Origin of the sequence: Flavobacterium sp. PS2, from assembly GCF_046250155.1 — a bacterium.
Classification (GTDB): domain Bacteria; phylum Bacteroidota; class Bacteroidia; order Flavobacteriales; family Flavobacteriaceae; genus Flavobacterium.
On sequence record NZ_CP176426.1, the window covers coordinates 1535868 to 1561959 of the forward strand.

The 26092-nt window shown below is 33.4% G+C and carries 24 protein-coding genes; 5 read left to right on the plus strand and 19 right to left on the minus strand.

Going from position 1 to position 26092, the window contains the following annotated elements; translation table 11 throughout:
- Positions 1 to 48: 48 nt before the first annotated feature.
- From ftsZ to ACJ6WR_RS06510, 13 genes are all read right to left on the minus strand, one after another.
- A complete protein-coding gene (gene ftsZ / locus ACJ6WR_RS06450) occupies positions 49 to 2007 on the minus strand; it encodes a cell division protein FtsZ (protein ID WP_039114493.1) in 1959 nt (652 codons plus the stop codon).
- A gap of 51 nt (positions 2008 to 2058) precedes the next feature.
- A complete protein-coding gene (ftsA, locus tag ACJ6WR_RS06455) occupies positions 2059 to 3441 on the minus strand; it encodes a cell division protein FtsA (protein WP_039118455.1) in 1383 nt (460 codons plus the stop codon).
- A 6-nt stretch (positions 3442 to 3447) separates the two neighbouring features.
- Complete coding sequence (locus ACJ6WR_RS06460; protein ID WP_039118456.1) at positions 3448 to 4170, minus strand: cell division protein FtsQ/DivIB; 723 nt, start codon at positions 4168 to 4170, stop codon at positions 3448 to 3450.
- The gene (murC, locus tag ACJ6WR_RS06465) at positions 4157 to 5506 is read right to left on the minus strand and encodes a UDP-N-acetylmuramate--L-alanine ligase (RefSeq protein WP_039114489.1); all 1350 of its coding nucleotides are present in this window, start codon (positions 5504 to 5506) and stop codon (positions 4157 to 4159) included. The genes ACJ6WR_RS06460 and murC overlap by 14 nt, the downstream gene beginning before the upstream one ends.
- Positions 5507 to 5574: 68 nt before the next feature.
- A complete protein-coding gene (gene murG, locus ACJ6WR_RS06470) occupies positions 5575 to 6663 on the minus strand; it encodes an undecaprenyldiphospho-muramoylpentapeptide beta-N-acetylglucosaminyltransferase (protein ID WP_039114487.1) in 1089 nt (362 codons plus the stop codon).
- 53 nt (positions 6664 to 6716) lie between these two features.
- Positions 6717 to 8021 carry an FtsW/RodA/SpoVE family cell cycle protein gene (locus ACJ6WR_RS06475; protein WP_039114486.1) on the minus strand — a complete coding sequence of 435 codons (1305 nt, stop codon included), beginning with the start codon at positions 8019 to 8021 and terminating at the stop codon, positions 6717 to 6719.
- Positions 8022 to 8096: 75 nt separating this feature from the next.
- Positions 8097 to 9428 (minus strand): UDP-N-acetylmuramoyl-L-alanine--D-glutamate ligase, encoded by a 1332-nt coding sequence (gene murD, locus ACJ6WR_RS06480; RefSeq protein ID WP_039114485.1) that lies wholly within the window; start codon positions 9426 to 9428, stop codon positions 8097 to 8099.
- A gap of 1 nt (position 9429) precedes the next feature.
- Positions 9430 to 10662: a phospho-N-acetylmuramoyl-pentapeptide-transferase gene (mraY, locus tag ACJ6WR_RS06485; protein ID WP_039114483.1), complete on the minus strand. Its 1233-nt coding sequence runs from the start codon at positions 10660 to 10662 to the stop codon at positions 9430 to 9432.
- Between the two features lie 10 nt (positions 10663 to 10672).
- Positions 10673 to 12136 (minus strand): UDP-N-acetylmuramoyl-L-alanyl-D-glutamate--2,6-diaminopimelate ligase, encoded by a 1464-nt coding sequence (locus ACJ6WR_RS06490; protein WP_323488745.1) that lies wholly within the window; start codon positions 12134 to 12136, stop codon positions 10673 to 10675.
- Entirely contained in the window at positions 12133 to 14133 is a 2001-nt protein-coding gene (locus ACJ6WR_RS06495; protein WP_409417384.1) for a penicillin-binding protein, read from the minus strand. Before ACJ6WR_RS06495 ends, ACJ6WR_RS06490 begins: the two co-directional genes overlap by 4 nt.
- A complete protein-coding gene (locus ACJ6WR_RS06500; RefSeq protein ID WP_039114480.1) occupies positions 14124 to 14471 on the minus strand; it encodes an FtsL-like putative cell division protein in 348 nt (115 codons plus the stop codon). The genes ACJ6WR_RS06495 and ACJ6WR_RS06500 overlap by 10 nt, the downstream gene beginning before the upstream one ends.
- A gap of 17 nt (positions 14472 to 14488) precedes the next feature.
- Positions 14489 to 15397 carry a 16S rRNA (cytosine(1402)-N(4))-methyltransferase RsmH gene (gene rsmH, locus ACJ6WR_RS06505; protein ID WP_409417385.1) on the minus strand — a complete coding sequence of 303 codons (909 nt, stop codon included), beginning with the start codon at positions 15395 to 15397 and terminating at the stop codon, positions 14489 to 14491.
- Positions 15372 to 15845, minus strand: coding sequence for a division/cell wall cluster transcriptional repressor MraZ (locus ACJ6WR_RS06510; protein WP_035627611.1), 474 nt, complete (start codon positions 15843 to 15845; stop codon positions 15372 to 15374). Before ACJ6WR_RS06510 ends, rsmH begins: the two co-directional genes overlap by 26 nt.
- 376 nt (positions 15846 to 16221) lie before the next feature.
- Here ACJ6WR_RS06510 and ACJ6WR_RS06515 point away from each other — a divergent pair, with 376 nt between their 5' ends.
- From ACJ6WR_RS06515 to ACJ6WR_RS06525, 3 genes are all read left to right on the plus strand, one after another.
- Positions 16222 to 16986, plus strand: a complete 765-nt coding sequence (locus ACJ6WR_RS06515) for an alpha/beta fold hydrolase (RefSeq protein WP_409417386.1) — start codon at positions 16222 to 16224, stop codon at positions 16984 to 16986.
- Positions 16987 to 17029: 43 nt separating this feature from the next.
- Positions 17030 to 17650, plus strand: coding sequence for a ribosome biogenesis GTP-binding protein YihA/YsxC (yihA, locus tag ACJ6WR_RS06520; RefSeq protein WP_039114475.1), 621 nt, complete (start codon positions 17030 to 17032; stop codon positions 17648 to 17650).
- Positions 17651 to 17776: 126 nt separating this feature from the next.
- Positions 17777 to 18403 carry a hypothetical protein gene (locus tag ACJ6WR_RS06525; RefSeq protein ID WP_409417387.1) on the plus strand — a complete coding sequence of 209 codons (627 nt, stop codon included), beginning with the start codon at positions 17777 to 17779 and terminating at the stop codon, positions 18401 to 18403.
- Positions 18404 to 18451: 48 nt separating this feature from the next.
- On the opposite strand, the gene gldC is transcribed toward ACJ6WR_RS06525, so the two are convergent.
- Both gldC and gldB read right to left on the minus strand, forming a co-directional pair.
- A complete protein-coding gene (gldC, locus tag ACJ6WR_RS06530) occupies positions 18452 to 18796 on the minus strand; it encodes a gliding motility protein GldC (RefSeq protein WP_039114473.1) in 345 nt (114 codons plus the stop codon).
- Positions 18796 to 19752: a gliding motility lipoprotein GldB gene (gene gldB, locus ACJ6WR_RS06535; RefSeq protein WP_039114472.1), complete on the minus strand. Its 957-nt coding sequence runs from the start codon at positions 19750 to 19752 to the stop codon at positions 18796 to 18798. The genes gldC and gldB overlap by 1 nt, the downstream gene beginning before the upstream one ends.
- Positions 19753 to 19852: 100 nt before the next feature.
- Here gldB and nadE point away from each other — a divergent pair, with 100 nt between their 5' ends.
- Both nadE and ACJ6WR_RS06545 read left to right on the plus strand, forming a co-directional pair.
- Positions 19853 to 20659, plus strand: a complete 807-nt coding sequence (nadE, locus tag ACJ6WR_RS06540; RefSeq protein WP_409417388.1) for an NAD(+) synthase — start codon at positions 19853 to 19855, stop codon at positions 20657 to 20659.
- A gap of 93 nt (positions 20660 to 20752) precedes the next feature.
- A complete protein-coding gene (locus tag ACJ6WR_RS06545) occupies positions 20753 to 21382 on the plus strand; it encodes a response regulator transcription factor (protein WP_035618090.1) in 630 nt (209 codons plus the stop codon).
- Here ACJ6WR_RS06545 and dnaG read toward each other — a convergent pair.
- The 4 genes from dnaG to ACJ6WR_RS06565 all read right to left on the minus strand — a co-directional run bounded on the left by dnaG (position 21379) and on the right by ACJ6WR_RS06565 (position 25955).
- The gene (gene dnaG, locus ACJ6WR_RS06550) at positions 21379 to 23448 is read right to left on the minus strand and encodes a DNA primase (protein WP_039114469.1); all 2070 of its coding nucleotides are present in this window, start codon (positions 23446 to 23448) and stop codon (positions 21379 to 21381) included. The two genes, ACJ6WR_RS06545 and dnaG, sit on opposite strands and share 4 nt — an antisense overlap.
- 129 nt (positions 23449 to 23577) lie before the next feature.
- Positions 23578 to 24615: a hypothetical protein gene (locus tag ACJ6WR_RS06555; protein WP_039118464.1), complete on the minus strand. Its 1038-nt coding sequence runs from the start codon at positions 24613 to 24615 to the stop codon at positions 23578 to 23580.
- A gap of 67 nt (positions 24616 to 24682) precedes the next feature.
- Entirely contained in the window at positions 24683 to 25408 is a 726-nt protein-coding gene (locus ACJ6WR_RS06560; RefSeq protein ID WP_409417389.1) for a hypothetical protein, read from the minus strand.
- Positions 25395 to 25955, minus strand: coding sequence for an RNA polymerase sigma factor (locus tag ACJ6WR_RS06565; RefSeq protein ID WP_409417390.1), 561 nt, complete (start codon positions 25953 to 25955; stop codon positions 25395 to 25397). Before ACJ6WR_RS06565 ends, ACJ6WR_RS06560 begins: the two co-directional genes overlap by 14 nt.
- Between the last annotated feature and the right edge of the window lie 137 nt (positions 25956 to 26092).

Consider the following 26092-nt stretch of genomic DNA (forward strand, 5'->3'; position numbering starts at 1 on the left):
CGAAAATTAAATTCAATTTTCGGGTTACCTCATTTTGATTTTATCGTATTAATCTACGTTGTCGTGCAAAAATGAATTGTTAGAACGCAACTGTAAATCATTATTACTATCTGTTCCTACAGAGATTCTAGAATTTGTGTTGTTCTGTGAACTGTTAGAAAGATCAATACCTAATCTTTTATAGGCTGGCTCTTTCTCAAGTTCTTCAACTCTAGAAACGTTATTATGGAACTTATAATTAAACTCTTTTAATTTCTTTCTTCTTTCGTCAGCTCTCAAACGTAATGTTTCTTCGATAGTTAATTCCATCGGAGATACCTCTGCAGAAAAATTAGTTTCAGGAGCAACCGCTCTTTGGTGAACTGTAATATTAAGCTCTTCTGGAATAACTTCTTCAATTACCTTTTCAACAGGTTTAGATGAAGTAAAATCATTTTCAAGCTCCATATACTCTTCCAAAGAATATTTGATAATACCTTTATCCGAAAGTTCTGTAACTGGAACAAACTGAACTGGCTGATTTACTTTAATATCACGTGTTTCATTTGATAATTCAAATAAAACTCTTGTATCTTCTACTACTGGCGGAGCTTTAACTTCTGGCTCAGTTCTAAAAAGAGGCAAGTCAAAAGAAAAAGTAGTTTGCTCTTCTTTTTCTACGATTCTATGTTGAACAGCTCTTACAGGGGCAACTTCAGGAGCTGAAATAGTAAAATCAATATCTGTAATTGGAGAAACGATTTCAAAAGTCACATCTAAATTTTTAATAAATTCAGACATTACAACTAATTCATCTTCGTTAATCACTGGAGTTTGAACAATCGGTGCAACTGCTGTAGGTGCAGGAGTATCATCAATCAATTCAAAAACTATTTTTTCTTCTGGTTTTGGTGTTGAAGGGGTTTCAGCATTCAAATCAAAAGAAGTAACTGTTTTATTCGTTAAATTATGAACACTTCTTTGCTCATCTTCTAGCGTATGGATAATTTTTTTAGGTTCTGTATTTACGATTTCATTTTGTTGTTCAACATCAAAACCAGTCGCAATAATTGTAACAGCAATAGCATCACCAAGAGTTTCGTCTTCACCAACCCCCATAATGATATTAGCGTTAAAACCTGCTTCTACCTGGATATGATCATTGATCTCTCCAATTTCATCAAGTGTAATCTCGTTAGAACCTGAAACGATAAGCAACAATACGTTTTTAGCTCCCGTAATTTTATTGTCATTTAACAATGGAGAATCTAATGCCGAAATAATAGCATCTTTTGCTCTGTTTTCTCCAGATGCAGTAGATGATCCCATTATAGCAGTTCCACTATTAGACAATACTGTTTTAGCGTCACGTAAATCGATATTCTGAGTATAGTGATGCGTAATAACTTCAGCAATACCTCTTGAGGCTGTTGCCAAAACTTCATCAGCTTTAGAGAATCCTGCTTTAAAACCAAGATTTCCGTAAACTTCTCTTAACTTATTATTATTAATTACAATTAATGAATCGACTTGTTTACGTAACTTTTCGATACCCAAAAGCGCTTGCTCCTGACGTACTTTACCTTCAAAAAGAAACGGAATAGTAACGATTCCAACTGTAAGAATCTCTCTTTCCTTGGATAATTGTGCAATTACTGGCGCAGCACCTGTACCGGTACCTCCACCCATTCCTGCAGTAATAAATACCATCTTGGTATTGCGATCCAACATCTTCTCGATGTCTGCAATACTTTCAATAGCCGACTGCTGTCCTACATCTGGATTGGCACCTGCTCCTAAACCTTCTGTCAAGTTAACCCCTAACTGAATTTTATTAGGCACGGAACTATTTTGTAGCGCTTGTGAATCTGTATTACAAACGATAAAATCTACTCCTTTAATTCCTTGTTTAAACATATGGTTTATGGCATTACTACCTCCACCTCCTACACCGATAACTTTTATTACATTTGATTGATTCTTTGGTAAATCAAATGAAATGCTTCCAAATTCTGAGTTGCCCATCATATTTTTGGTTTTTTGATATTAAATATTAATTCTTGTATTATTTCAAATCGCTTATTCAGCGTTGTCTAAAAAATCTTTGATTTTATCGACATAGCGGTCAAAAAAGGATCTTCTTATTTTTGTTTCAGTCGATTCTTCCTTAACTACTTTCTTCACTTCTTCAACAGTTTCTACATAAGATTCTTCAACCTCATAGTGTTGCTGTTGTACCGGAGCTCTATGTACTGGTGCCTTTGGTTGTTCTATAACGTCCAATCTTACGGCACTTTGAGTTCTATTTTCAATGCTGTTCATTACTAAACCAACAGCTGTAGCGTATAACGGACTTGAGATTTCTTCGTTAGAATTTCCTGCCAAATGCTCATTTGGGTAACCAATTCTGGTATCCATTCCTGTAATGTACTCTACTAATTGCTTAATGTGTTTTAGTTGAGCTCCACCACCTGTAAGAACAATTCCTGCAATTAATTTTTTACGAGGATCTTCATGTCCATAAGCTTTTACTTCTGTAAAAACCTGATCTACGATTTCGACTACACGAGCGTGGATTATTTTTGATAAATTCTTCAAAGAAATTTCTTTTGGCTCTCTTCCTCTTAATCCCGGAATCGAAACAATTTCATTGTCTTTGTTTTCACCTGGCCATGCAGATCCAAATTTAATTTTCAATAATTCGGCTTGTTTCTCAATAATCGAACAACCTTCTTTTATATCATCTGTAATTACATTTCCTCCAAAAGGAATTACAGCCGTATGACGAATGATTCCGTCTTTAAAAATCGCTAAATCTGTTGTACCGCCACCGATATCGATAAGTGCTACTCCTGCTTCTTTTTCTTCCTGACTCAATACTGCATCTGCAGAAGCCAATGGCTCTAATGTTAAGCCCGATAATTCAATTCCTGAACTCTGGATACATCTTCCAACGTTTCTTATAGATGAAGCTTGTCCAACTACAACGTGAAAACTAGATTCTAATCTTCCTCCGTACATTCCAATCGGTTCTTTAATCTCCGATTGTCCATCAATTTTAAATTCCTGTGGTAAAACGTGAATTATTTCTTCACCTGGTAACATCGCAAGTTTATTAACCTGGTCTATTAAAAGCTGGATGTCATTCTCGCCAATAACCTCTTCAGGATTGGTTCTGCTAATGTAGTCTGTATGCTGGATACTGCGAATATGCTGTCCTGCTATACCTACAACTACATCTTTAATCTTGTAACCCGAATTATTCTCCGCTTCATGTATCGCTTGCTGAATAGATTGTATTGTTTGAGTAATATTGTTTACAACACCTCTCGCAACACCTAAGCTTTTTGATTTCCCTATTCCCAGGATCTCAAGCTTACCATATTCATTCTTCTTACCTATCATGGCAACAATTTTGGTTGTACCAATATCTAGACCTACTGCAATATTATCTTTTCCCATTATCTATTATTTTGTGCAAACTACTTGTTCCGTAAACCTAAGATCTATCCTTTTGTATTTGTATAACGAGCTATCCAAAACTGCCTTTTGAAAAAAGGCTTTATAATTATTAAATTTTCGCTCAACATTTATTGTTCTGCCAAAATCTATCTCGTAATTAAAATTTCTGTTAAGCATTTTTAAGCTACCATTAGGCATAATTTGAATCGCAATGATATTTTTTTTCAAAAATGCATCGTCAAAAATCATGCGGAATAATATAGCTAATTCTTCGTTATTTTTCTCATTTAAGTTCCCCGAAACAAGAGGAACTCTAGCTGTAAAATTATCCGACAAAGGCATTTTACTACCCTCGTAATCAATATAAAACGACTCATTCCCGTTCATAATGCGGGCTATCGGCGTCTTCTGTTTTACTACTGCTTTTAGAATACCATCAATACTCACAAATACATCTGATTTTTCAATCATCTCTTGCGTATTAAGGGCTTTCTCTATCTTATTCAAATCTAACCCTTCTTTTTTAATGCTAGAAGCATCTTTTTCATTTTCTATTAACAATTTATTAACCGCCTCCGGCTTAACAAAAATAGCGTTTTCCCCTACAAAAACAACAGTCGATTTCTTCAATTTTCGCTCTCCATTTCTATGAGAAGTAAACGAAAATAAAACAATAACGACTCCGAACATGAGTACCAAACGAAGATTTATCCAATTAATTAGTTTCATTTAAAATGTTTTTAATTGACGGTACTAATTCTCCTAAATCACCCGCTCCAATAGTCACAATTATGGTTGCATCGCTAGCCTTAATTGATGCTAATAAATCATTTTTAGCAACTATTTTCCTGTTAGAATTACTCATTTTATCCATTAACCATTGCGATGTAATTCCTTCCATCGGCAATTCTCTTGCTGGATAAATATCTAATAAAATCACTTCATCAAATGCTGATAAACTTTTGGCAAAACCATCGACAAAATCTCTTGTTCTGCTAAATAAATGTGGCTGAAATATAGCCAGTACTTTTTGTCCCGGATACAATTCTCTAACCGCTTGATTAACTGCATTTATCTCTGTCGGATGATGTGCGTAATCATCTATATAAACCAGATTATTTGTTTTTATCTGATAAGAAAAACGTCTTCTTATTCCTTTAAATGAAGCCAAAGCTTTTGCAATTGCATTGGTTGATGTTCCGTATGTTTTTGCCATTGCAATAGCCATTAACGCATTCATTAAATTATGCTTTCCTGGCAAACCAAAATGTAAATCTTTAATTGTTTCTGATGGTGTTTGTACATCAAAAATATAGCTCCCTTTAGCAATTCTTACATTAAACGCTTTAAACGGAGCATCTTCATTTATAGCACATTGAACTCCCTCCAGAGGCAATTCTTTGGTTATAAAAAGATTGTTTTTATCTTCAACTTTTGAAGCAAATTCTACAAAAGACTCTTCAATAGCTTCACTTGTTCCGTAAATATCCAAATGATCCGCATCCATAGATGTGATACAAGCAATATTTGGGTGTAAATGCAAGAACGAACGATCAAATTCATCAGCTTCGACAACAGTAACCGTTTTTCCGTTTCCTATTAAGTTCGAATTATAATTCTCAACAATTCCACCTACAAAAGCAGTAACATCAGCTCCACTTTCGTAAAGAATATGTCCTAAAATACTAGATGTTGTTGTTTTACCATGTGTTCCTGCTACAGCAAAACTAAAAGTACCCTGAGTAATGATTCCTAAAACTTCAGCTCTTTTCTTAACCTGATAATTTCTTTCTAAAAAGTAATTCCACTCCGAATGTTTAGTTGGAACTGCTGGCGTTATAATTACTAGTGTATTTTCTACAAAATAATCACTTGGAATTAAACTGATATTATCTTCAAAATGAATATTAATCCCACTTTCGATAAGTTCACTTGTAAGCATTGAAGGTGTCTTGTCGTAACCTGAAACTTGTTTTCCAATGTTCTTGAAATAACGAGCCAGAGCACTCATTCCGATGCCTCCAATTCCTATAAAATAGACGTTCTGTATTTGGTTTAAATTCATTTCTTTTTTGCTTTAAGCTTTAGGCACTAAGCTTTGAAACTTAGACCCTCAACTTTATGACTATTTTTTTACTTAATCAACTTTATAATTTCTGCAACAATCGCTTTTGTTGCACCTGGCATTGCCAATCTTTTTATATTCTCTCTAAGCTGTTTTTGCTTCTCTTCATCCTTCAACAACGCTTCAAAAACAATGCTAAACTCGCTATTTAACTCAGATTCTTTTAACAAAATCGCACCCTTCTGATCTACAATAGCTTGTGCGTTTTTTGTTTGATGATCTTCGGCAACATTCGGTGACGGAATAAAAATAACTGGCTTTCCAACTATACATAATTCCGAAACTGATGATGCTCCTGCTCTTGAAATAATTACATCGGCAGCTGCATAAACAAAATCCATTCGCTCTATAAAATCAACCACTTTTACATTTGGCTGATTGTATTTTTTATAATCTTCAAAATATAATTTCCCACATTGCCAGATTACCTGAACATTTTGCGAAAGCATATTTGGCAATTCTTTTTCTATTAATTGATTCACTCTTCGAGCACCAAGACTTCCGCCAAGAACCAACAATGTTTTTTTATTTGCATCTAAATTGTAAAATGCAATTGCTTCGTCTCTTTTGCTATCAATATCAATTAAATCCTGACGAACAGGATTACCAGTTAAAACAATTTTATCTGCAGGAAAAAAACGCTCTAAGTTTTTATAAGCTACACAAATTGCATTCGCTTTTTTGCTAAGCAACTTATTTGTAATTCCCGGAAATGAGTTTTGTTCTTGGATAACTGTTGGAATTCCTGCCGAACCTGCCATTTTTAATAATGGCCCGCTCGCAAAACCTCCTGTACCGATAACTACATTTGGTTTAAATGCTTTTATTATTTTTCTTGATTGCAATAAACTACTCATTAACTTAAAAGGAAACATGGCATTCTGTAAAGTTAATTTTCGTTGTAACCCAGCAATCCAAAGACCTTTTATTTCATATCCTGCTTGTGGTACTTTCTGCATTTCCATTTTGTCTTTTGCACCAACAAAAAGAAATTCAGCATCAGGATATTGTAATTTTAATTCATTCGCAATTGCGATTGCAGGATAAATATGTCCTCCTGTTCCACCACCGCTTAATATGAATTTATATTTTGTCATATTTTTAAATGTTACTACATTTTAAAAATTATTATATTCTCTTTTTACTCTAACTACCTCATAACAGCTTCCATTGGATTCTTTGCATTGTCTTCTATAGAATATGCTGCTGCTACTTCTTGATCACTCCCTACTTCATTCTCTTCTTCTAATTGTTTATCGATTAATTTCTTAAGCGCTTCTTCTCTTTTTTCCTTTTCTTTCAGCTCTTCTTCAATTTCTTCGTCTTTTTTAGTAACGCTAATAATGATTCCAAGTGCAAAACATGTCATCCAAATCGAACTACCTCCACTACTAATAAGTGGCAACGTTTGTCCTGTTACCGGCAATAATTCGACCGCAACAGCCATATTAATCATCGCCTGAAATATCATAGGAAATCCGAGCCCGACGACGACTAATTTCCCGAATAATGTATTGGCTTTATGCGATGCGATTACAAATCGGAACATCAGTAATAAATACAAACACAAGATTGTTAATCCCCCTATTAAACCATATTCTTCTACAATAATTGCATAAATAAAATCGGAAGATGATTGTGGTAAAAAGTTCTTCTGAACACTTTTCCCCGGTCCTAAACCTCCTAATTTTCCAGATGCAATTGCAATTTTTGCTTTCTCTATCTGATAATCATCTTCATCTGGTTTATCAGTCGTAAAATTCTCGATTCGGCTTCCCCATGTTCCTACCCTGCTAAAAAAGCGGGATTCAGGAAACGCTTTAGCTAAAAGAAGAAAGAACAAAAACATTACAACTCCCGAACCTATAATTAATCCTATATATTTTAAAGGATACTTACCAATAAACGTAAGCATTAATACCATCGAAAAGATAAGCGCTGTTGTCGAGAAATTTGCTGGCAAAATAAGCATCAGCGTAACAAAAACCGGCATCCAAAGCTGTATCAACGAGGTCTGAAAAGGTTCATCTTCATCTCTTGTTTTCGATAAATAACGTGCCACAAAAATAAACAACACCATCGATGCTAATGTAGAGGTCTGAAACGTAATCCCGATAAACGGAACCTGAATCCATCGACTCGCATTTGCACCAGCAATAACAGTTCCTTTTAAAAGTGTATAGGCTAACAAAAGCCAAACTACTGGCAAGGCAACTTTAGAAATTGCTCTAAAATAATGGTACGGTACTTTGTGTACCCAGTAAATAATTAAAAAACCAATACAAATATGAGCCAAATGTTTTACCAAATAACCCAATGTATTTCCTGTTCCATGACCTAAATAGGCCAAATTACTACTCGCACTAAAAACAGGCATAAACGAAAACAAAGCCAATAAAGCCACGAATGACCATATTACTCTATCTCCTTTTAATTTGTTTACTAGTTCTTTCATCTTCAATATTGTTTAAAGTTATTTTTGTTTAATGTTCAAAGTTGCTCAACCTTAAACATTAAACCTTAAACTTTTTTATAGGTTGTGAACCGCCTGCTTAAATTGCTTCCCTCTGTCTTCGTAGTTTTCGAATAAATCGAAACTTGCACAAGCTGGAGACAATAATACTGCATCACCTTTTTCGGTTAAGCGTTGTGCTGTTTTTACAGCATCGTTCATATTATTAACTTCAACCATAATATCAACTACATTTCCAAAAGCATCGATAATTTTTCGGTTATCAACTCCAAGACAAATAATAGCTTTTACTTTCTCACGAACCAATGACATTAATTCGTTATAATCATTTCCTTTATCAACACCACCAACAATCCAAACTGTTGGAGCATTCATACTATCCAAAGCAAAGAATGTAGCGTTTACATTTGTTGCTTTTGAATCATTAATATATTGTACATTCTGAATTTTCAGAACTTTTTCTAAGCGGTGTTCAACGCCTTGAAAATTAGATAAACTCTCACGAATTGTTGCGTTTCTGATTTGCATCAACTTAGCTACTGAACTTGCTGCCATTGCGTTTTTCAAATTATGTTTTCCTTCTAAAGCAATGTACTCAGTATCCATTGTAAACTCTTCTTGGTTAATCTTGATTTCCATTTTGTTGTTTTTTATAAATGCTCCTTCATTGAATTCTTCTGTCAATGAAAAAGGAATTAGTTTTGCTTTTGTCGTGTTATTTTTAAGCCATTCGGCTGATGCTTCATCATCGCCATCATAAATAAGATAATCACTTTCTGTCTGATTCATCGTTACCCGAAACTTCGAGTTAATATAATTTTCATACTTATAATCATATCTGTCTAAATGATCTGGACTAATATTGGTTATAATCGCAATATCTGGCCTGTAATCTATAATCCCGTCCAATTGAAAACTGCTTAGCTCAAGCACGTAAAAATCAAATTTGTTTTCGGCTACCTGCCATGCAAAACTCTTTCCGATATTACCTCCCAATCCTACGTTTAATCCTGCCGACTTTAGCAAATGATAGGTTAACATTGTTGTTGTTGTCTTACCATTACTTCCGGTAATTCCAACTGTTAAGGCTTCAGTAAAAGGTTTTGCAAACTCAATTTCGGAGATTACTTTAATTCCTTTTTCTATAAGCTTCTTAACTATAGGTGATTTTTCAGGAATACCAGGACTTTTCATGACGACATCGGCATTCAAAATCAATTCTTCGGTATGCTTTCCTTCTTCCCAGGCAATTCCGTTAATGATAAGAACTTCTTTATAACTCTCGTTTATCTTTCCGTAATCGGAAACAAAAACATCATATCCTTTCTTTTTTCCAAGAATAGCAGTACCAACACCGCTTTCTCCACCACCTAAAACAACTAACCTCATATTATCTTAGTTTTAATGTTACGATAGACAATATGGCTAACATGATTGCAACAATCCAAAAACGGGTTACAATTTTACTTTCATGATACCCTTTTTTCTGGTAATGATGATGCAATGGCGACATCAGGAAAATCCTTCGTCCTTCGCCAAAACGCTTTTTTGTATATTTAAAATAAGCCACCTGGATAATTACCGAGGCACTTTCGGCCAAGAAAATACCACAGAACAAAACAATCAGCATTTCTTTACGAACCGCAATTGCCAAAACAGCTATGATTCCTCCTATTGTTAAACTTCCTGTATCTCCCATAAAAACAGATGCGGGATATGAATTATACCATAGAAAACCAATTAATGCACCTACGAAGGCGGATATAAAAACGGTCATTTCTCCCGAATTGGGGATATACATTATATTGAGGTAATTCGAGAAAATAATATTCCCGGAAAGAAACGTAAATATCCCGAGCGCAAGTACGGACACTGCCGAGGTTCCCGCTGCAAGACCATCTATTCCATCGGTTAAATTAGCTCCATTAGAAACTGCTGTGATAATAAAAATTACAACTGGGATAAAAATTAACCAAGCCCATTTTTCATATCCTTCGCCTGTCCAAGCCAATAATTCGGCGTAATCAAATTCATTATTTTTAAAGAAAGGAATAGTTGTAACAGTCGATTTCTCTTCGATTAATGCAGGAACTATAACACTTGTTGTTGATTGTACTCTATAAATATCGCTATTACCAGTATCGGTTCTTACCGTAACATTTGGGCTAAAATAAAGCACTGATCCTACAATTAAACCTAAACCTACCTGACCAATAACTTTAAAAATTCCTTTAAGTCCTTGTTTATCTTTTTTGAAAATCTTAATATAATCATCCACAAAACCAATTACTCCCATCCAAAGCGTGGTCACAATTAGTAATACGATATAAATATTATGCAGTTTAGCAAATAACAAAACAGGTACAAGGGTAGCAAATATGATAATTAAACCTCCCATTGTTGGTGTACCAGCTTTTTCATTTTGACCAGCAAGTCCAAGCTCACGAACAGTTTCCCCTACTTGTTGATTCCTAAGGAAATTGATAATTCTCTTTCCGTAGATTGTTGATAAAAGCAACGAAAGCAAGAAAGCTAAAGCTGATCTAAATGTGATGTACTGAAAAACTCCTGTTCCTGGCACATCTAATGTTTTGTCTAAATATTCAAATAAATAGTATAGCATATATCTGGTTTTATTTGTTTAGTTGTGCTAAAATTTCCTTAACTATCTTCATGTCATCAAAATCATGACGTACTCCATTTACTTCTTGGTACGTTTCGTGTCCTTTACCTGCTATTAAAATAATATCGTTAGGCTGAGCTAGTTGACAAGCTGTTTTTATAGCTTGTTTTCGATCTGTAATTGCCAATGTTTTTTTATAATTTTGAGGTTCAACACCTTTTTCCATTTCACTAATTATAGTTTCTGGATCTTCATTTCTAGGGTTGTCCGATGTAAATATTGCTTTATCACTTAGTTCTGAACCAATTTGTGCCATAATCGGACGCTTGGTTTTATCTCTGTTTCCTCCACAACCTACAACCGTAATTAATTGCTCGTTTTTAGTACGAATATCATTTATGGTTTTCAATACGTTTTCTAACGCATCCGGTGTGTGTGCATAATCTACAATCGCTGTGATATTAGAATCTGATACGATGAACTGAAAACGTCCAGAAACACTTTCTAAATCCGATAATAATCGTAAAGCCTCAAGGCTATCAATCCCTAATTCAATCGCTGTTCCGTAGATAGCTAATAAATTATAAGCATTAAATGTTCCTATTAATTTTACCCAAACCTCATTATCATTAATTTTTAATAACAATCCTGATAATTGGTTTTCTAAAATTTGCGCTTTATAATCCGCATACGATTTTAAAGCATAGGTGCGTTTTTTAGCAACTGTGTTTTGCAACATTACAGGCCCATTTTTATCATCGATATTTGATAATGCAAATGCTGTTTTTGGTAATGAATCAAAAAACGACTTTTTCACATCTCTATATTCTGCAAAAGTTGGATGATAATCTAAATGATCATGTGATAAATTTGTAAAAATCCCACCTACAAAATGCAATGCTTCAGTACGTTTTTGATGAATTCCGTGTGAACTCACTTCCATAAAACAATACGTTACTCCAGCTTCAATCATTTCGTTTAAATAATGATTGATTGTAATAGAATCTGGTGTTGTATGAGTTGCTTTATACTCCGTCTCATCAACTAATATTTTTACTGTAGATAACAAACCTACTTTAAATCCAGCTTTTTTAAATAATTGATACAACAATGAAGCAATCGTAGTTTTTCCGTTTGTTCCTGTAATACCTACTAATTTTATTTTTTCTGATGGGTTATCAAAATAATTAGCTGCCATAAAAGCCAAAGCCGAATTGGTATCTTTAACCTTAATATAAGTAACTTCTTTTGCTAAAGCCTCCGGTAATGTATCGCAAATAATAGCCGTTGCACCAAGCTCAATTGCTTTTTGGATATAATCATGTCCATCAGAAAGTGATCCTCTAATAGCAACAAAAACATCATTCGCTTCTATTTTTCTAGAATCGAAATCTATTTTATGAATAGCAATATCTGTTGAACCCGTTACCGATTCAATAGCTACTTTGTATAATATGTCTTTTAATATATTCACGATAATTCTAATACTATAATTGTGTTTTTGGCTATATTCTGCCCTGCCTGAAGTGATTGATTTTTCACTTTTCCTATTCCGTTAACTTTTACTTTAAGACCTAAATTTTCAAGCAAAGCAATTGCATCCATTCCCGCCATTCCTTTTACATCTGGAATAGACTGTTTCTTTTGTACCTGGGTATAATATGCGTTATAATTGTTCTCTTGTTTTGATATCTTACCGTCTATTTTTTTAATCGTATTTGCAGATGGTGCATCTGTAAATATCTTTTGTGCTATTCTTTTAAAAACAGGCCCTGCAACATCGGCTCCGTAATAATTATTCTTAGATGTATTTGGTTTATGAACGACTACAATACAAGAATATTTAGGATGATCTGCTGGAAAATATCCTACAAACGAAGAAGCATAATAAAAATTTCCTTTGTCACCTTTTCCGTAATTCACCTTAACCGTTCCTGTTTTTCCTGCCATCGAAAAATCTTTCGAATACAACTTAGACCCAGTTCCTTTTTTAACCACGTTTGCCAAAACAGCTTTTAGCTTCTTAACTGTTTCTTGCGAACACACTTTAGGATTTAAAACTTCGACATCAAATTTCTTAATCGTTCTATTCCATTCTTTTATCTCCGAAACAAATTGTGGCTTAACCATTACTCCATTATTTGCAACCGAATTATAATAAGTCAACGTTTGCAATGGCGTTACCGAAACTCCATATCCAAAAGCCATCCATGGCAATGAAACTCCCGACCAATGCTTGTCTCCTGGTTGTGGAATATATGGTCTTCCTTCTCCTTCAAAAGGCAATCCCAATCTTTTATTTAATCCGTATCCGTTAATATGATTTACAAATTTGGATGGGTTACTCTTATAATTATCATAAACTGCCTGAGCCATTACTGTATTTGACGAAAGTTCAAACCCTCTAGCTAATGAAACTTTACCATACCCCCCTCTATGCGAATCATTAACAGAACGACCATAATACTTTATTGTTCCGCCATTAGTGTCATAAACAGTACTGGTATCCGCTACTTTATCTTCTAAAATTGCCATTAAATCAACTAGTTTAAAAGTTGATCCCGGCTCATGAGATTCGGCTATAGCATAATTTGTTGTTTCATAATAAGAACCATCATCTGCTCTTCCTAAATTAGAAATTGCTTTAACATGTCCGGTTTCTGTTTCCATTACTACCACACAACCATGATCTGCTTGGTAATCTTCTACTTGTTTTAACAATGCATGATGCGCAATATCCTGAATAAAAACATCTATTGTCGATATTACATCGTAACCATCTTGAGGGTCTACCTCGTTTACATCACGAATAGGTTTCCACTGCCCTTTTGCAATTTTTTGTTTTAGAATTTTACCATCCTTTCCATTCAGGTATTTTCTAAAAGCCCATTCGATTCCTTTACCCATCGATTCTCCGTTCACACCACCTTTGTCATAACCAATAGTACGTTCGGCAATTTTCCCGATAGGATGCTCTCTTACCGTTTCTTGCTCTACGATAATCCCACCTTTATAAGCTCCCAAATTAAATAATGGGAACCCTTTTATTTTCATATAATCTGTATAACTCAATTTTCGAGCTATCAAAAAATATCTGTTTTTATTGGCTCTTGCCTTTCTTAATTCATTTTGATAATAACCACTTGGTCTTCCTAAAACAAAAGACAAAGAATCCGAAAGCAATTTTACATTTTTCTCGAATACTTCAGTTTTTGGTGTAACAGCATCAAATCTAATTTCGTAATTAGGAATAGAGGTTGCCAAAAGACTTCCATCGGCAGAATAAATATTCCCTTTATTTGCAGGAATAACGAAGTTTTTCACAGTACGTTGCTTGGCTAATTTCCTGTAATAATCCCCCTCAACCCACTGAATGTTGGTTAACTTTACGACAATACCAATTGCCATCAAAAAGATGAAAACTGCTACCAGATAAATTCTGTAGGATATATTTTTATCGTCTACTGCCATATGCGTTTAAAAAAGCTTTTTTCTTTTTCTTTCTTCACTTCAATCTTAATTGGCGGAACTGTTGATGGATAAATTTCTTTAGCAAGCATTTTTTCCGATACTGTCGATTCCATCTTTAATTTCATCAATTCCGAACGTCTGTCTACAAACTCCGATCGCAATTCCTTTACTTCATTATTCAATTTTGCAATTTCAAAAACCTTTTGTTCGTATCGTTGTGTATTTGCAATCATTATTATTGCTAGCAAAATGATAAAAACGATAAAACGCCAATTTTTAATAGCGTCATCATTTATAAGAAATCTTGCTTTTAATATGTCAAATACTCCGTGTTTCATTATACCTTATTATAGTACTATATTTTTTCAGCTATTCTTAGCTTTGCACTTCTAGCCCTATTATTAATTTTAATCTCTGCATCATCTGGAACTATTAGCTTTCCGATAGTCTTAAATGGAACGGTGAAGTTTCCATAAAAATCACGTTCTGGCTCTCCCTCAAACATTCCGTTTTTAATAAAACGCTTTACCAATCTGTCTTCTAATGAGTGATAAGAAATAACACTTAATCTTCCGCCTGGGTTTAAAATCTCCAACGATTGCTCGATGAACTCTTTCAACACATCCATTTCCTGATTTACCTCAATACGAATAGCTTGATAAATCTGAGCTAATATTTTATTTTTAACTCTTTCTGGTAAATATTTCGCCAAAACTTCTTTTAATTCGTCTGTAGTTTTGATTGGTCTGTGCTCTCTCGCCTCTACAATTGTTCTTGACAAAACTGGTGCATTTTTCAATTCTCCATAATCCAGAAAAACTCGGCGTAAATCCTGCTCGTCGTATTCATTTACCACACGATATGCGTTCAAATCATTCTTCTGACTCATTCTCATATCCAAATCAGCATCAAAACGAGTAGAAAAACCTCTTTCGGCAACATCAAACTGGTGTGATGAAACACCTAAGTCTGCCAAAATTCCATCTACTCCTCTTACACCATGAAAACGCAAGAACCTTTTTATAAATCTAAAATTCTCATTTATCAAAGTAAACCTTTCGTCAGGCAAAGCATTTGCCAAAGCATCTTCATCTTGATCAAAAGCAAATAATTTTCCGTTTGGCCCTAGCCTGTTTAAAATCTCTTTTGAATGTCCCCCACCACCAAACGTCACATCTACATAAATGCCGTCGGGCTTAATATTTAAGCCATCTACTGTCGGATGAAGCAAAACCGGATTATGATATTCCATTGTCGTCGTCATTTATATTTCCCATTACTTCTTCGGCTAAATCTGCAAAATCCATATCTTCGCCGCTAATTGATTTTTCGTATAACTCTTTATCCCATATTTCAACAATATTTACCGCAGATGAAAACACCACGTCTTTTGAAATACCAGAAAATGTCATTAAATCTTTCGGAACCAATAAACGTCCTAATGCATCAATCTCAACAATCTTAACTCCAGCGGTAAACCTTCTGATAAAATCATTGTTTTTCTTTACAAAACGATTCAGTTTATTAATTTTCTGCATCATCAAATCCCATTCTTCCATTGGATACAATTCCAGACAGGTCTGAAAAACGGAACGCTTCAAAACAAATCCGTTTTGAAGAGAGGTCGCCAACTGCTTTTTTAAAGGAGCTGGCATTAGCAGCCTCCCTTTTGCATCGACTTTACACTCATATGTCCCGACAATTGTGTTCAAAAAAATGTATGGTTATGTTACACAGCAAAAATATAAAAAATATTACCACAATTTACCACTATATACCACTTTGTTGATAAGTTTAACCACTTTTATCCCAAAAGCCTTAAATTATGCAGAGTCAGATCGTTAGCCATTTTAAAATAGTTTGTAAGAATGGTTCTACATAACAAAAAATGAAATGATATTGTCATAAAATTCCAATCTGTTTTTGCTAATTTTCTTTAGAAAAAAGAAAAAAATTAAAACAACTAGCAACTGATTTTTAGCCTTTTATTTCTTCTACTAAAATTATCTAGTTAAAAAATGTTTTCAAAAATCCATATTTATGTATTAAACCCTATATTTGTCCAAATTGAAATCGGTATTTAGTTAGATGGATAAACATTACAAAAAAGAAGGCAGATACAGCTATTATGAAGCTGGAGAAGGGACACCTATTGTTATTTTACATGGACTCATGGGAGGACTTAGTAACTTCGATGCCGTAGCCGAATATTTTTCAAATAGAGGATATAAAATAGTAATACCTGACTTACCGATATACACACAAAGCATACTAAAAACCAACGTAAAAAGTTTTGCCAAATATGTTAAAGACTTTATCACCTTCAAAGGTTTTGATAAAGTCATCTTATTAGGGAATTCATTAGGTGGACATATTGCTTTATATCACACCAAATTATACCCGGAAAAAGTAATTGGACTTGTTATAACAGGAAGTTCTGGTCTTTACGAAAGTGCAATGGGCGACAGTTACCCTAAAAGAGGAGATTACGAATACATAAGAAGAAAAGCCGAAGATGTATTTTATGACCCAAAAATTGCAACTCCCGAACTTATCGATGAAGTTTACGCTTCGGTAAACGATCGAATAAAATTAATAAAAACGCTTACTATAGCAAAAAGCGCTATTCGCCATAACATGGCAAAAGATTTACCTAAAATGCAAGTTGAAACTTGTATCATTTGGGGTAAAAACGACAAAGTAACTCCACCGGACGTAGCCGAAGAGTTTAACAAATTACTTCCTAACTCTTCTTTATATTGGATAGACAAATGTGGACATGCTGCTATGATGGAACATCCAGAAGAGTTTAACAAAATTCTTGAAGAGTGGTTGCAAAAAACCAGTTTATAATAAACGCTTTCGAATTTGAGGAGGTTTTAGAAATAGTATAGATATGAAAATAAATACCGCCGAATTTATAATTAGTAATTCTGATGTAAGCAAATGTCCTAAGGACTTCTTGCCAGAATATGCTTTTATAGGAAGATCAAACGTAGGAAAGTCTTCTTTGATCAACATGTTGACCAATCATAAAAACTTAGCAAAAACTTCTGGTCGCCCTGGAAAAACACAATTGATAAATCATTTCCTGATTAATAACAATTGGTTCCTTGTCGATTTACCAGGATATGGTTATGCTAAAGTTTCTAAAAAAACAAAATCTGTTTTCCAACAGTTCATTACTGATTATTTTGAAACTCGCGAACAATTAGTTTGCGCTTTCGTATTAATCGATATTCGTCACGAAGCTCAAACCATCGACATTGAATTTATGTCGTACATGGGAGAAAGTGAAATTCCGTTTTGTATCATTTTCACCAAAGCAGATAAAATTAGTAAAGTAAAAATCGATTCTCATATCGCAGCTTACAAAAAGAAAATGTTTGCAAATAACTGGGCCGAAATGCCTCATTATTTTGTAACATCGGCAACAGAAGCTACTGGTAAAGATGATGTTTTAAAATACATTGACGAAGTAAACCAAGAGGTATTCAAAAACAACAGTCAGTTTTAAAATATCCTTTTCAGATAAAATAAAAAATCCCAAAACTTAATCGGTTTTGGGATTTTTTATTTTGTAGTTAAAATCTTTAAAAAAATATTTTTTTAAACTACATTTGAAACCAATCAATATATAGTTATGAAAAGCTTAAAGTTTATACCACTCATTTTTCTGTTTATATTTTCATCATGCGAATCATCATCGTATGTTACTATGCCTGGACCAAAAACTGGCGTTGACTTTACATCTGGAAAATGGTTACTAAACGAATTAGATTGTCCAAAAAACTCTAGAGACAAATTAACCGCTGAAACTCTAGACTATTTCAAGAAAAATTTAGGCGAACGAATATCTTATATCAATGACGTAAATGGATTACTAATTACCAGAAAAATTCATTTAGATCCCAACAAAACAAAATTAAAAGAACTTAAAGACGGAACTGGTTTTGATTTCTTTATTAATATTGTTTCCACAAAAAACAAAAGCGACTTCTCTTCCGTCGAACTTTATCAAGACGAAAATGATTTGGGCAAAAACGAAAGTGCTGTTACTCTAGAAGTATATGACTTAAACTTACAGGAAATTATTTTCTCTCAAAAAGTGGTAGGTACAGCTCACAAAAAGGAAACTAAATCTATGTGGGAAACAGAAAAGTCAGATAAACTTATAGACAATATAACATTCTATAGAAGCTCAGACAAATTAATGGTTGGGTCTTTAAAACGAATATTTAAGAATCTAAACAAAGCCTCTGTTAAATAAAAAAATCCCATTCGCCGCGACGAATGGGATTTTCTATTTTGTAATCAATTACGATTTTTTCAATTCTAGCTTTTCAGCAAAATAATCACAGAAATCTTTCATTGTATCCGACATTTTTTCATCGTCTGTAGCACGTTTAAAAGTATCTGCCATAGCTACTAAAGTCTGGTGAAAGAAAATTTTCATTTCATCTACAGGCATATCTTTAGTCCATAAATCAATACGCATTGTTTCCTGTACCTTACTATCCCAGATAGAAAGCATAATTGCTTTAGCATCCTGAGCTTCAACTCCACCATCTTTTGCCGACCATTTTAATTTTTCTGGCACACGATTTTCGTCTAATTCTATAAGGAATTTAATTTCTGAGGTTTGTTGTTTATTATCTGACATTACTTCTTAGGTTTATATTTTGACTTTTCAAAAATTTCTTTTGCGTTAGTTTTTAATAATTGTTCTATCGACACATCATTGTTTTTCATGTATGAACGTACAATCTGCCAACCAATCCAGGTTCCAACGCGTCCTGGAGATTCGTTATCTATTTCTAGGTAAAATTTAGAAAATGGTGCTGTATTTATAAATCGTGTTGTAAGTTTTGCATCATCACTATACAACATTTCTTTCTCTATAAAATAACGCCACATATATCCTTCATTCTCTTCACACCATTTTATTTGTTCTGGTGTGTATCCTATCTTATCTGCATCGGTATAATCTGGCAAAAGCAAATCTTTTAAATACAATTGCTTTCCATAATATACCATTTTGCTAATTAAATTCTTATCGGTAACTGGTGAGATTTTCTTCATCGAAAAACTAGAAACCACATCTGGCATAATTTGTTTCTCTTCAAAATTCTCTTTTATATAATTCGGAAATTGATAAAACTTATGTTCTTTTCCTAAATACAACTCTAGCGCTACAACAACTAGACTATCGGCATAAATTGCTTTATTATTATAATCCATCTCAGATATTATAGTAATAACCTTTGGCGTTTTAGTTTTAGGAAAATAGTACTCTATATGTTGGAATAAAGTATTAAACTCTTTTCGAACTGGCTCAAAATCTCCATACTTTTTCTGAACTTCGGTATACAATTCTCTCCAAAGCGGATTCTGCATTTTCTCTATCCAAACCGCATCATCATTTCCTGCAGGAAAAAAATACGGGTATTCTTTTTTTACTTTACCCAAATCTTTTGGCTGGGTCTCAAAAAACACTTTATCAAAGCGTTCTACTTTAATATCAACAGGAATTTCTTCTACCGCTTTTTCAATTTTGCTTTTTTGGTCACAGGACAAAAAAAAGACAGATAGAGCGATAGCAAACCGATATATTTTCATTTTATTTTAATTAAGTTTGTGTTGCAAAATTATCTAAGTAAAGACTACTTAAATATAATTGTGCAAATATACATTCCTGCATTTTAAAACTTAAACTATTATGGCTAAAAAAAGCACTATTCAAACAGAAAAAGTAAATACCTACATTGTAGAGTGGTTAAAAGATTATGCTAACAATGCTAAAGTGAATGGTTTTATTATAGGAATTTCTGGTGGTGTCGACTCAGCTGTAACCTCAACATTATGCGCTCAAACAGGATTAAAGGTTTTATGCGTAGAAATGCCAATTCATCAAGCTCCAAATCAAGTTTCCAGAGGACGAGAACACATCGAGCAACTAAAAAAACGATTCCCAAATGTCTCTAATATCGAAACTGACTTAACAAGTACTTTTGAAGCTTTTAAAGCCTCAACTCCTCATGATGCCGATATTGCAAAAGTAAATTTATCGCTTGCCAACACTCGTGCTCGTTTACGCATGACAAGTTTGTATTATTTAGCTGGAATTTACGGATTATTGGTTGCTGGAACAGGAAACAAAGTTGAAGATTTTGGAGTAGGTTTTTATACAAAATACGGTGATGGTGGCGTAGATTTGAGTCCAATTGCCGATTTAATGAAATCTGACGTGTATACTTTAGGGCAATTTCTTGAAATTCCTAACACAATTTTAACAGCTGCCCCAACCGATGGTTTATTTGGAGATAATAGAACAGATGAGGACCAATTGGGTGCAAGTTATGACGAATTAGAAGCGGCAATGTTAGCCGATGAGCTAGGAAAATCGGCTGCTGACTTTGTAGGAAGAGAAAAAATTGTTTTCGAAATATACAAGAAATTAAACACAGCCAATCAACACAAAATGAATCCTATACCTGTGTGCTCGATACCTAAAAAGTTAAAATAATCATTTTTATACTGATTTGCAATAAATTACAGAATTTATTTATTAATTTTACAGTTCCAAAAAAAAATGAACAATTCTTAAAAAGGTAAAACTATGATTAAAGTATGTTTAGCAGACAACCACCCTGTGACGCACTTTGGCGTTAAGTCGTATTTTAAAGACCATGATGACATTTCAATTGTTGCAAATGTAGGTAACTTTACGATGGTAAAAGACATTCTTCAAACTAAGGACATCGACATTCTAATTTTAGATTTAGAATTAGAAGGTCTTGCCAGTATTTTTGAAGTTAAGTCGATTCTGAAAAACTTTCCAAAAACAAAAATCATCATCTTCAGTAATCTTTCTGAACAAATGTATGCTCCAAATGCCATAAAAGCTGGTGTTTCGGGATACATTCACAAAACAGAAAAATTAGAAACTCTGGGGATTTCGATTATCAAAGTACACGAAGGAAAAATTATCATCAATGAAACTGTACGTAAAAACATGGCATTGATCGCAAAACAAAGCAAAAGCGAACGTTTGTATCGAAAACTTTCTAACAGAGAAATTGAGGTATTACGTTACTTAAGCGATGGTAAGAAAAACAACGAAATTTCTAAAATTCTAAATCTTAACGAAAAAACAATTAGTACTTATAAACTAAGATTACTAACAAAATTAAACGTTACCAATTTAGTAGATTTGGTTAATAAAGCCAAAACACTAGAGATTATTTAATTATGATAACGGGACATTACCCTCCCAAGTTTTCTCGAAAACGAATTAATTAATTTAGAGTAATCTACCACCATTAACAAGAGCTCCATATTATCTTCCTTAGGGTCTGATATTATGGAGCTTTTTAATTCTTCAATTATTTTATCGACCAAAAACCAACGCATAGACAAAATTGTCTCGGTTACGTATTGACTTATAGATTCTGATTTTTCTTTTGCAAAAATATTTTGTCCCTCCCAATCATGAAGTGTAACTTTTTCATCTTCCATTAGAATATCTGTTACTTCCTGAGCAAATTCAGGTTGTAAACGCATTAAATATTGTTCTAAACTAAATTTTTCATTCTGATGATAGAATGCAATTAAGTCTGTAAAAATATCTCGAAACAAATTATTAGAAAGCTCTACCTCATCTTCCTGCAAACTCAAATAAATTCGCTGAAAAACTTTGTATTCTTTCTTTTCGGTAACAGTTTCTATTTCTCCTTCTCCATTACTTCTCAGGAAAACATCTTCAAACAGTTCTGTTTTATCTCCATAAAGCAATAAAATTTCAATTACTTTACGTTCTAAATGATATAAAATATCAATTTTTTCTGCTTGCTGTTCTACTGGATATCCTGGCTCACCTGGATAATCATCAGGTGGTCCGTTTCTTGGATCTTCTGGATCTCCTCCTGAATACCCTGTTTGTTTTGGTTTTTGGTTTCTATAAACTTCAAAAGGTTTTTGCTCCTGCTTTTGCTTTTTACCAACTTCTGTAATATCTTTTTGAATCAACTGCGCTAAAGTACTCACAAGTACCTGCTCAGAAATATCCATAATTCTGGCACATTCCTGAACGTAAACTTCACGCTGAATTCTATCTGGAATTTTAGAAATACTCGTAACCATATCCCGAATCAAATCGGCTTTCTTTATAGGATCATTTTTTGCTTCATTCATTAATAACGAAGCCTTAAACTGAATAAAGTCTTTAGCATTATTTTCTAAGTATGCGACTAAATCATCATACGAAGTTTTTCTGGCAAAACTATCCGGGTCATCACCATCAGGGAAAGTACATACTCTTACGTTCATACCTTCTTCCAGAATCAAATCGATTCCTCGAATAGACGCTCGTAATCCCGCAGCATCACCATCAAAAAGTACGGTGATGTTTTTTGTCAATCTATTTACCAGTCTAATCTGATCTGGTGTTAATGCCGTTCCAGAAGATGCAACTACATTTTCTATCCCTGCTTGATTAAACTGAATTACATCAGTATAACCCTCAACTAAAAAACAATTGTTTTGTTTAGCAATAGCTTGTTTGGCCTGAAAAATACCATACAACACTTTACTCTTATGGTAAATATCACTCTCTGGTGAATTTAAATATTTTGCGGCTTTTTTATCATTGGTTAAAATACGTCCTCCAAAACCAAGTACACGTCCCGACATACTTTGTATTGGGAACATAACACGTCCTTTAAATCGATCAAACGGACGGTCATCTCTAGGAATTGTTAACCCTGTACTTTCAAGAAATTCAAGTTTATATCCCTGACCGAGTGCTTCTTTAGTTAAAGCATCCCAAGTTTCAGGAGAATATCCTAGTTCGAATTTTTTAATTGTTTCGTTTGTAAACCCTCTTTCTTTAAAATATGAAAGCCCTATTGCCTGACCTTCATCTGTATTTAAAAGTACATTATGAAAATACTTTTTGGCAAACTCAGAAACAAGATACATGCTTTCGCGAACATCTGTAATCGCTTTTTCAGCATCTGTTTGTTCCGTTTCTTCAATTTCGATATTATATTTTCTTGCTAAATATCGAATGGCTTCTGGGTAAGTAAAATGTTCATGCTCTATCAAGAAAGCAACTGAGTTCCCTCCTTTTCCAGAACTAAAATCTTTCCAGATACCTTTTGCAGGCGATACCATAAACGATGGCGAGCGCTCATCCGAGAATGGGCTCAATCCTTTAAAGTTACTTCCTGCTCGTTTTAAATGTACAAAATCGCCAATTACCTCCTCTACTCGAGCAGTTTCAAAAACGGTATTTATGGTATTTTGTGAAATCAAAACGTATTACTTTTTTAAAGATTGAAGCTTGCAAAATTACACAAATCAAACTTCATATTTTGAATTATATGAAACAAAAAAAGCACTTCTCTCGAAGTGCTTCATTACTATAAAACTAACCTACCTTTTTTAATTCAAATCTAAACGTAATCCTAATGAAACATTGTTTTGTTTTATATCATTGTCAGCAAACAAAGGGTTAAGGTCATATTTTAAATACAAACTTATATCTCTATATCCCATATAACCACTTACTCCGTAAATGAAATTATTTACATTATAATCGCCTTTTGATATTACTTTTTCTTTTATATCATCTTGATCATATTTCAGAATTTGTTTGGACTTAACATTAATCCCCGCATATCCTCCAAGCCCAAAACGAAAACTTCTGTGAGTTCTAAAATAAGTACCTCCATTACTATCTCGTTTACTTCCCGAAAAATCAAACTCTAAGTGCGCTGGTATAACTAAATAAACATTTCTAAAACGGGATTCATCTAGATTTACAGGATTAACTTCCAGAACGGTCTTATCTCCATCTACCACAAAATTACGGTTCTCTGTAGGTCTAATATTATTATACATTAATGACAATCCGTATTTAGCATGAAGCAAATTATGATCTTTTAAAATCCTGGAATTAAATGTAAATCCCCATTCGTAAAAATGCGATCCCATAAATTTGTAATCGGAGTTTTTTAAACTTCCATCGGTTACTAAATTATTTATTCCTGCTGCAAACACAAATTGCGAAGTAGTTCTCTTTTCTCTGTAAATCGAATCTTTTCCTTTTCCACATCCTTTGCAAAGCCTAATCATATACTTTTTTACAGAATCTCTTTCTTTTATTTTTCCATCTACTTTTTGTTGTACTAAATCATTTAATTCATTTTGTACAACCGTAATTTTCTCTTCTATTATAATCGCTCTTGCTTCCGCTAATTGTTTTTTCTTTTTATCAGCTTCTTCTCTGGTTATTTTCCCTTCAGAAAGTTGAACATTTACAACTTCTACTTCTTCTTTCAGAGCAGCTTTTTCATCTTTGGTTATTTTTTCGATTTTGTTTGCAATAGATTTTGCTCTGGATTCAAATGTCTCTTGCCCTATCATTTTACTAACAAATAAAAATAGGAAGAGGACTAAATAAATGGTAAAATTTCTCATGGTGATTTTTTTAAAAATTGATTGATTTTTTGATTGATGATGATTTTAATTTTGATTATTGCAATAGTTATTCTTCAGCATTTCTGTTTCCCAAAGCTACTTTTACAGTTTGGTAATTTTTATTGACTTTATTAATTACTTTTTCTCTAAATGAAAGTTCTAACTCCCCATCGACTTGAGAAAGCAACTCATTAGCATTTACCTTAACTTTAGCTTTTTGCTGATCTGTTTTCCCCATTACTAAAGTTTTTTCTGCCGAAGTCAGTAATTGATCTACAGTTGCATTTTTTGAATTGTCTGCGATTGTTGTTTGATTAATTTTTGATTCTGTTTTTTGATTGTTTTTCCAATTCTCGTTATTGGTTTCTTTGATGATTGAACGCTCCGTTACTTGATTTAGATTTATTTTATTTTGATTTACTTTATCCTTTTTTTCTTCAATATTTTTCTTTGTCTCTTTTATTACAACTGCATCTGTATTTAAAGATTTTAAGATTATTTTATCTTCTATCTTATTTGGTTTAGCGACTGAATCTTTTACTTCTTCTTTAACAACTACTGTATCATTCAGGTTATTAACTGGAGCCTCTCTTTGACTAAAATAAATCGTGCTTATCAATAAGAAACCGATAAACCCTGCCGCAACATACATCCAGGTATATTTTCGTTTTGGCTTAGTTTCTTCGGCAACATTCAGCATCGCATCTAATCTATCCCAAGCATTATTGCTAGGGTTGATTTCTCTTTCATTTAGTTTTTCACGAAACTCTTTTTCTAATTTATTCGGTTCCATTTTCATGTTTTTTTAATATAATAATTTGCTTTTGCAGCATTTTGCGAGCATGTGATAATTGTGACTTTGACGTTCCTTCATTAATCCCCAGCATCGTTGCAATTTCATTGTGCTTATATCCTTCGATAGCATAAAGGTTAAAAACCATCTTATAACCATCTGGTAAGCTATCTATTAAAAACTGAATTTGATCTGTAGATAATTGGCTTTCGATACCATTAAAACTCTCTTCGGTATAATTTTCGTCTTCTATAAATTTTACTTTTTTTTGAACCCGGAGATATGAGATGCATTCGTTTACCATTATCCTTCGAATCCATCCTTCAAAACTTCCTTTATTTTCAAATTTATTAAGGTTTACAAAGACTTTCATAAATGATGTTATCATTACATCTTCTGCTAGTTGAATGTCTTTAATATACTGTCGGCAAACACTTAACATCTTTGGTGAAAACCGACTGTATATTTGCTGTTGTGCTTGCCGATTATTTTCGACAGCCAACTTTATAATTTCGGTTTCTTCTTGATGTAAATGAATAATTTTCATTAATAAGCTTTCGGTTTTTGGTTTTGCAATGGTCTTCTATTAGCATAGACGATTGTCATTTCGAAATGGTTGCATCTGGGTTGAAAAAAAATCAAAAAATAAATTACAAATTCCAAAAAAAAACAAATAAAATACTG